Consider the following 1,773-nt stretch of genomic DNA (forward strand, 5'->3'; position numbering starts at 1 on the left):
CGTGTCCCGCCCTACTCTAGGACAATCGTGATATCTACGCGTACGGGGCTGTCACCCACTACGGCCGCACTTTCCAGAGCGTTCCACTTTAATCACAATTGCCACTGGCCTGGTCCGCGTTCGCTCGCCACTACTTGCGGAGTCTCGGTTGATGTCCTTTCCTGCAGGTACTTAGATGTTTCAGTTCCCTGCGTTCGCTTCTTACACCCTATGTATTCAGGTGCAGATACCTTATCACAATACCTAGAAACCTGTTTTGTCCTCACGGCCAAAGGCCTGCGGACGGCGCGCCGGACGACCGGCGACGCGCCTTGCGCTACGAAGGAAGTCCCTCGCAACCAAAGCAACAAAACAGATTTTCTAGGTATTTAAGGTGGGTTGCCCCATTCGGAGATCCATGGATCAAAGCTCATTCGCAGCTCCCCACGGCTTTTCGCAGCGTATCACGTCCTTCATCGCCTGTGCATGCCAAGGCATCCACCAAATGCCCTTACGACACTTAATCGTTCTCATTGCCAATGCTCATCACTTAGCCGGCATCCCCAAGGGAATGCGGCGGCCAGGGTTACCTTTTACAACCCAGACCATCTTTGATGCCATCGACGTGTTCGACCTGATCACTTTATTGGAGCTACGCCGAGCAGCTCGCTTGTGTCAGGTCTTAAGACCAGCTTCTCGAGATATGATCCGATACCGCGCGGTCAGGCAACGGCAATCAAGTCGTCCGTCAGATGCTTCATCCCTAGAGATCAAACAAACAACAACGACCCAGAGCGACAAGCTTCCTACCTACCTCCAGTCCCTCCACCATATCCGGCCGGCTAGGCCATCCATGGTTTCACAAGAACTGGGCTCGGTCGCCATGGGCCAAAACCCACAACACCTGGAAGCCTCCAGATCAATCTTCTCTTCACAATGTATGCAGAACAGGCATCAGGCAAAAAGCCGATGCAAACTTTTATTTCTTCAAAGGATATCCCTCAGTCTCGACACCAAGCGAATTGGTGGAGCTGAGCGGGATCGAACCGCTGACCCCCTGCTTGCAAAGCAGGTGCTCTCCCAGCTGAGCTACAGCCCCAACCATCGCAAACACCTGACAGCAAACCGTCAGGATCAGGTAAACCCAAACTAACCACCATGCACAAATGCAAATGGTGGGCCCGGGAAGACTTGAACTTCCGACCCCACGCTTATCAAGCGTGTGCTCTAACCAACTGAGCTACGGGCCCATCTCTCTGCGCAGCACCCATTCCAAAGCAAAGCCTCGGAACGGATCACCCATACAGGCCAGAGGCCGTCGCCGGTCGTCCGGCGCCCTCGCGGAGCGCAGCACCGAAGGTGCGAACAGCGCGTGAGCGCAAACCTATGGTTCGATATCCTTTTGAAGAAAGAGAAACGTGGACGGCGAAAGCTCGCCATACCGTCATGACCGAAGTCTATGCGGCGTATTACGTTGCGATGGCCACCTGACTGGTGCCATCTATGTTCTAAAAAGCACGGGAAGGTTCACCCGAGACATGTCTCGGTGTCTTACCAATTCCACAGCTTCCTTAGAAAGGAGGTGATCCAGCCGCAGGTTCCCCTACGGCTACCTTGTTACGACTTCACCCCAGTCGCTGACCCTACCGTGGTTAGCTGCCTCCTTGCGGTTAGCGCACTACCTTCGGGTAAAACCAACTCCCATGGTGTGACGGGCGGTGTGTACAAGGCCCGGGAACGTATTCACCGCGGCATGCTGATCCGCGATTACTAGCGATTCCAACTTCATGCACT

The 1,773-nt window shown here is 54.5% G+C and carries 2 tRNA genes and 2 rRNA genes; all 4 read right to left on the bottom strand.

The annotated features are described in order from the left end of the window. Window positions 1–505 (bottom strand): 23S ribosomal RNA (locus tag B5E41_RS30845); the annotation flags it as partial. A gap of 497 nt (window positions 506–1,002) precedes the next feature. After that, window positions 1,003–1,078, bottom strand: a tRNA-Ala gene (locus tag B5E41_RS30850). Between the two features lie 74 nt (window positions 1,079–1,152). Further along, window positions 1,153–1,229 (bottom strand) — tRNA-Ile (locus B5E41_RS30855). Window positions 1,230–1,554: 325 nt separating this feature from the next. Then, window positions 1,555–1,773: ribosomal RNA gene (locus B5E41_RS30860) — 16S ribosomal RNA — on the bottom strand; the annotation flags it as partial.

It is taken from the genome of Rhizobium esperanzae, from assembly GCF_002204185.1.
Lineage (GTDB): Bacteria > Pseudomonadota > Alphaproteobacteria > Rhizobiales > Rhizobiaceae > Rhizobium > Rhizobium esperanzae.